This window comes from Streptomyces sp. NPDC007205 (genome assembly GCF_040634095.1).
Lineage (GTDB): Bacteria > Actinomycetota > Actinomycetes > Streptomycetales > Streptomycetaceae > Streptomyces.
Window position 1 is genome coordinate 1 of sequence record NZ_JBEYEW010000112.1, and the last position, 4688, is coordinate 4688.

Annotated in this window: 4 protein-coding genes and 2 pseudogenes; 5 read left to right on the top strand and 1 reads right to left on the bottom strand. The window is 64.5% G+C overall.

What is annotated here, in order from left to right:
- Positions 1-210 precede the first annotated feature (210 nt).
- A pseudogene (locus ABZ624_RS41995) lies at positions 211-856 on the bottom strand (transposase); the annotation flags it as partial.
- A gap of 170 nt (positions 857-1026) precedes the next feature.
- Between ABZ624_RS41995 and ABZ624_RS42000 the strand changes: the two are divergent.
- The 5 genes and pseudogenes from ABZ624_RS42000 to ABZ624_RS42020 form a co-directional block, all read left to right on the top strand.
- Positions 1027-1314: pseudogene (locus ABZ624_RS42000) on the top strand (transposase family protein); the annotation flags it as partial.
- A 247-nt stretch (positions 1315-1561) separates the two neighbouring features.
- Positions 1562-1741, top strand: a complete 180-nt coding sequence (locus tag ABZ624_RS42005; protein WP_360100844.1) for a hypothetical protein — start codon at positions 1562-1564, stop codon at positions 1739-1741.
- Entirely contained in the window at positions 1726-1899 is a 174-nt protein-coding gene (locus tag ABZ624_RS42010; RefSeq protein WP_360100847.1) for a 1-deoxy-D-xylulose-5-phosphate synthase N-terminal domain-containing protein, read from the top strand. The genes ABZ624_RS42005 and ABZ624_RS42010 overlap by 16 nt, the downstream gene beginning before the upstream one ends.
- Positions 1900-2236: 337 nt before the next feature.
- Positions 2237-3040: a terpene synthase family protein gene (locus ABZ624_RS42015; RefSeq protein WP_360100850.1), complete on the top strand. Its 804-nt coding sequence runs from the start codon at positions 2237-2239 to the stop codon at positions 3038-3040.
- Positions 3041-3176: 136 nt separating this feature from the next.
- Entirely contained in the window at positions 3177-4502 is a 1326-nt protein-coding gene (locus ABZ624_RS42020) for a cytochrome P450 (protein WP_360100853.1), read from the top strand.
- Positions 4503-4688 lie beyond the last annotated feature (186 nt).

Genomic DNA, 4688 nt, shown 5'->3' on the forward strand with positions numbered 1-4688 from the left:
CAGATGCACGGCCGCGCCGGCTTCCCGCTCCTACGCCAGCGGATCCTGCTCCAATGATCAACACGAAGCGTTACCACCGATTACGGGCCAGAGCCAAACGAGTGGTGTAACTGCAGTAGTTAAGGTTACTGACGGGCCGCTGACAGGCGGCCGTCGAAGGTGATGTCGAAAGCGTTCAGGGTGGTCTTCCAGCGCATGGTCCAGCGGGCCTGAGTCGGTGCGGATCAGGGTCTGATGTCCGCGCCGGTACTTCTTCGGCAGTTGAGCCAGGGCCAGTTGGGCGGCGGTGATGTAGTCGGCGGCCGTGTTCGAGCCCGCGTTCCCCGGCCTGAGCAGGGCCGCCACCGGTTCACCGGTGCCGCCCGGTCCGTGGTCGACGAACCCCATCAGCGGGTGGTGGCCGTAGGTTCGCTTCCACGTCGGTGCGGCGTCCTCCTTGTCCGAGTGTGCGATCACCAGCACCCCGTCGAGGTCGACGGTCACCGTCCCGCCCGCATCAGGCGCTTCCCGGTAGGCCAACTGCCAGACATGGCGGCGGACTTCAGCCCGCGCGGCACGGATGGCCCGCAGGGCCTTCTCCCCGGAGGCTGCGAGGGTGTCGATGAGGCGGGAGACCGTCGGGTGGAGGTCACCGGCCGAACACGGCCGGTTCGGCCCGCAGCATGGCGACATCCGCGAGGCAGTCGCCGCCCAGCGCGACCGCCAGGGCCACGTCCAGCAGGATCTTGCCCGGGTCGTGCACCGCCCGAGCCTTGCGGACGGTCTGGACCAGCAGCACGCCCCCGGCCTGCGAAAACACCGCCCGGCCGCCGTCCTCGATGCGGACACGCGGGTACGACCCGATGCGCTTCTTCACCTGGAGAGTGCTTCTTTCCCTGCAACCAACAGGACCCTAGACGAGTCCCATCGTTGCAGGTCAGGAGCACTCTCCGCTTATTTGATCAAGCCCCGGACACTCCACCTCGTGAAAGCGTGAGGCTAGAGGTTGTTGCGTAGCCGGTGGGGTGGTTAGTGCGTTGGCTGGGCATGAGTGGGGTGATCTCAGCGGATGATCCGAAGTGGATCGAGCCGTTCTCCGGGCTGACCGAGTCGCAGTTCAGCAGGCTGGTGGCGTTGGTGCGGCGTCGCGGTGGTGACGTTCAGCGCGGCCGTCCGTTGCAGCTGCCGCTGGAGGACCGAGGGTTGCTGGTGGCGACGTACTGGCGCACGAATCTCACGTTGCGGCAGGTGGCGCCACTGTTCGGAGTCTCGAAGTCCGCGGCCGACCGCATCCTCGATCACTTGGCGCCCTTGCTGGCCATCTCGCCGGCCCAAGGGCCGCGCAAAGACATCGCCTACATCGTCCCGCCCCGACAACGTGACAGCGCCGTCGCGCCACCGAGAAAGGCGACATCACACATGCACAAACTCGCCTCACAAGCCCGCAACTGGAGGTGATACCCGCCTGTACAGAGCCTGCCCCAGGCGGTGTACTGAGTTGGCCGGGCCGATGCGCCAACGGCAGGACCTGCACCCTGCCGGACAGACCGGAACGCATCACCTCCGGGGAAGGGATCCACCGATGATTGTCGTCACCTCGTCCCCGGCTCATACGCCGGTCCTGCCCGGCTCTGTGGACGAGGTGCGGACCTGGCCGGCCGAGGACCTGCCGGTCACCCTCGCGCTGCACCTGCTGTTCGGCTCCTTGCGCGATGCGTTCGTCTTCGACACCGGGACCAGGCGTATGTGCGCAAACTGCTGACCGGGCGGGGCAACGAGTTCACCAGCCTGAGGCAGGCCGGTGGCATGTCCGGGTATCCGTCGCATACCGAGTCGGTGCATGACCTGGTGGAGAGTTCCCATGCTTCCACCGCCCTCGTGTCCACACCGAAGACCGTGCAGACCCGCAGCAGACCTTAATTGCTGCGAATGTGGGTGTTGCCAGGGTGTCATATCGTCGCCGGGGGAGGAGAGAAGTGAGGCAGATGGCGAGGATTTTATGCATGGGGTTAGTGAGATCATGAATGGGCCTCCTGAGCCGCCGGTAGGTACCGCTCGTGATTTGCCGGTCCTTTTCATGCCTCTCCCGGAGACTGGGACGAATCCCTGGCTGAGTGCGGCCCAGCCACAGATGTGGTCCTGGGTCGAGCGTCTCCGTCTCGCCCCGACCACCAGCGCGCAGCAGCACCTCGAACGAACAGCCCCGGATTTGTTGGCGGCCCGCTTCTATCCAGGTGCTGGGCCTGACCTCCTCCCAGTGCTTACTCAGTTCTGCGCGTTCGGCTTCCTTGTCGATGATGAGTTCGATGAGGGGACCTACGGGCGCGACCCGCGCCTTTGCGCCGACGCTGTGCAGCGTATGGTCGAGGTGCTCGATGGGCTCCGCGACGCGGAGGCGCCGCTGGAGCGGGCGCTTGCAGACTTGTGGCGCACGCTCACCCCGGGTCGGTCCGCCGCCTGGCGACGGCAGTTCGCCAATAACATCAAGGGGTGGCTCGCCAGTTATCTCTGGGCATCGATTGATGGCGCAGATGGCCGACTGCTCGGGCTCGAGGAGTTCCGAGGGTACCGGCAGCTTGCTGTGGGAATGTATATGTTCCTAGATCTCGCCGAGATCGTGGCCGCCGTCACGCTGCCCGACGAGCTGCGGTATGCCCCCCCTCTCCTGGAAATGCGCCGGGCAGTTGCAGAGCACGTGGCATTCCTGAACGACCTCTTCTCCGCTGATAAGGAATGCGGGCATGGATTCGGCTACAACCTGGTCCTGATCACCGAACGCGTCCACCAATGCGACCGGGACACCGCCGTGGACCGTGCTAACGCCATCGTCACCGGGACCGTCCACAACTTCCTCGATGCACGACATCGCTTGTCCGTCGACCTCTGCAGAAATAGCCTCGGCGTTCGACAAGTAGCCATGAGCTATTCAGATGCGCTGACATGCGTGCTGCGAGGTAACTTTGACTGGCATTTCCAATGTCAGCGATACACTCACCCGGCTGAACTCAGTGGCCTTCCGGACTACGTGTCGAATTTGTTCGGCCAAGAGAGCACGCCCTGACTTCTTCCTCCGCCCTCCGCTGGCAGGACTGGGAATTCTCGTCAGCCCCCGCGGCTGAAACCCGACATCGCGAAGCGGGCGTCACAGCTCACTGGCATCACCCGGACACCTCGCCACACGAAGGAGCTCCGCCCCGATGACTGAGTACACCTTCGGATCCGCTCCACGCGCCCTACCTCTCCTCGGCCACGCCTCCCACCTTCTCCGCGACCCTTACGCCTTCCTCGCATCTCTCTCCCAGCACGGAGATCTGGTGCGCATCCAGCTGGGAGCGCATCAGGCGATCGTGGTCTGCCACCCTGAGCTGACCCACCAACTCCTCGTTGATGACCGGACCTTCGACAAAGGCGGCCCTCTCGTCGACCGAGGACGCGAACTCTTCGGCGACAGTCTCGCCATTTGCAGGTACGCCCAACACCGTCGGCAACGCAAGCTGATCCAGCCCGCCTTCCACCAAGTGCGCCTTGCCGACTACGCCGCGACCATGACCGCCGTCATCTCCAAGATGACCGGCCAGTGGCAGGACGGCGCCCTGCTAGACATGCGTGCCCAGATGCGTGCCTACACCTCACAAGTGGTCGCAACCACTATGTTCGGAGGCGCCCTGGGAGCAGCCGACCGCGACCGTGCCTTGCACGATCTCTCTACGCTGCTAGCTGGCACCTACATCCGGATGTTTCTACCCAAGGCGCTCACCCGTGTCCCCACTCCCGGAAACCGCGCGTACGAGCAGGCGAGAGTTCGACTGCGTACGGTACTCGGTCAACTGATCGACACTTACCGTCGCACCGGCGTCGACCACGGTGACGCTCTGTCGATGCTCCTGTCCGCCAAGGACGAGAACGGCCAACAACTGACCAGCGACGAGATCATCGACCAGATCGTCATCCTATTCATTGCTGGATCCGACACCACAGCGAATACCCTCAGTTGGGCCGTCCACTTGCTAGGCCGCCATCCCACAGCCGAACAACGCCTTCACGAGGAGTGCGCAGAGGTCCTCCACCGGCGCCCGGCTGCCTTCGCTGACTTGGATCTCCTGCCTTGGACCAGGAACATCATCACCGAGACACTGCGGCTCTACCCCCCCGCCGCTCTGATCACACGAACCGTCACGACGGACACCACACTCGGCGGACACCGTATTCTCCAAGGCAGCACTATCATCTACTCTTCACTCGCAGTTCAGCACCGTCACGATTTATATCCCGAACCCGAAGCGTTCGCCCCGGAACGCTGGAGCGAACCCGCTCCCCACCCGCCCCGCGGAGCGCTCACCCCCTTCGGCGGCGGCCCCCGCATCTGCATTGGAGACAAATTCGGCATGACCATGGCCGTCCTGGGCCTAGCTTCCATTGCGGCCAACTGGCACCTCCATCCTCACCCCCCTCAGGTACTCCCCGTTCTCCGGACCTTTCTGGCTCCCCGAGACCTCAGAATGACGGTGCACCGGAGAACCTGACGGGCCTCGCCCGCCCTTCGACGGGACCGCGCCGGCCCGACTGGCGGGCCAGAAACCGGCCCTGGAGTGCGGTCCGGGGGACTGTCAAACGAACGGCTCTGGCCCGTAATCGGTGGTAACGCTTCGTGTTGATCATTGGAGCAGGATCCGCTGGCGTAGGAGCGGGAAGCCGGCGCGGCCGTGCAT

What these genes read in the sequence shown, in the direction of transcription:
- ABZ624_RS42020 (WP_360100853.1), top strand. Translation starts at nt 3,177, where the DNA reads ATGACTGAGTACACCTTCGGATCCGCTCCACGCGCCCTACCTCTCCTC.
- ABZ624_RS42005 (WP_360100844.1), top strand. Translation starts at nt 1,562, where the DNA reads ATGATTGTCGTCACCTCGTCCCCGGCTCATACGCCGGTCCTGCCCGGC.